Origin of the sequence: Staphylococcus devriesei (assembly GCF_002902625.1) — a bacterium.
Lineage (GTDB): Bacteria > Bacillota > Bacilli > Staphylococcales > Staphylococcaceae > Staphylococcus > Staphylococcus devriesei.
In genome coordinates, this window is record NZ_PPRG01000102.1 from 1 (window position 1) to 524 (window position 524).

General features: G+C 32.1%; 1 protein-coding gene. It reads left to right on the plus strand.

Translation table 11 applies throughout. The annotated features are described in order from the left end of the window. The first annotated feature begins 22 nt into the window (after positions 1–22). Complete coding sequence (locus tag CD147_RS11640) at positions 23–505, plus strand: ORF6C domain-containing protein (RefSeq protein ID WP_103167611.1); 483 nt, start codon at positions 23–25, stop codon at positions 503–505. Positions 506–524: the final 19 nt, after the last annotated feature.

Sequence of the window (524 nt, forward strand, 5' to 3'; positions counted from 1 at the left end):
GTTATAGATGTCTAACCAAATAATGGAATTAACACGAAATCAAATGGAAAACATGGTAGCTCAAGCGAATTCAATTCTACAAATGTATGACGAAATTACAGAAATGAAAAGTGAATTCAGAGGGTTGTACGACGAAATACGAAAAGAGTTTGACGACTTTAGAAATACAGTACCTTTAACTGGTCCACAAGCTGATAGATTACATTCTTTTTGTTCTAGAAAAGGTCATCAATTCACTAGAGAATATTTCGGTCAACAAGTATCTCAAGAATTATATTCAAAAAAATATGGCCATCTAATTAGAGGTATTTTTACAGTCATTAAAAAGAAATATGAAGTTAATAAATACAACCAAGTAAGAAGTGTAGACGGTGAAGATGCGATTGCATTTGTAGAAAGTTTAACTTTAGATGATTTACCTATCAACTATAAACGACTTACAGATAGTCAGATAGATACAGCAGAAAGACATGGAGATTACGGAGTTTTAGAAAGACTAGCTTAACCCACAATCGAACAAACAA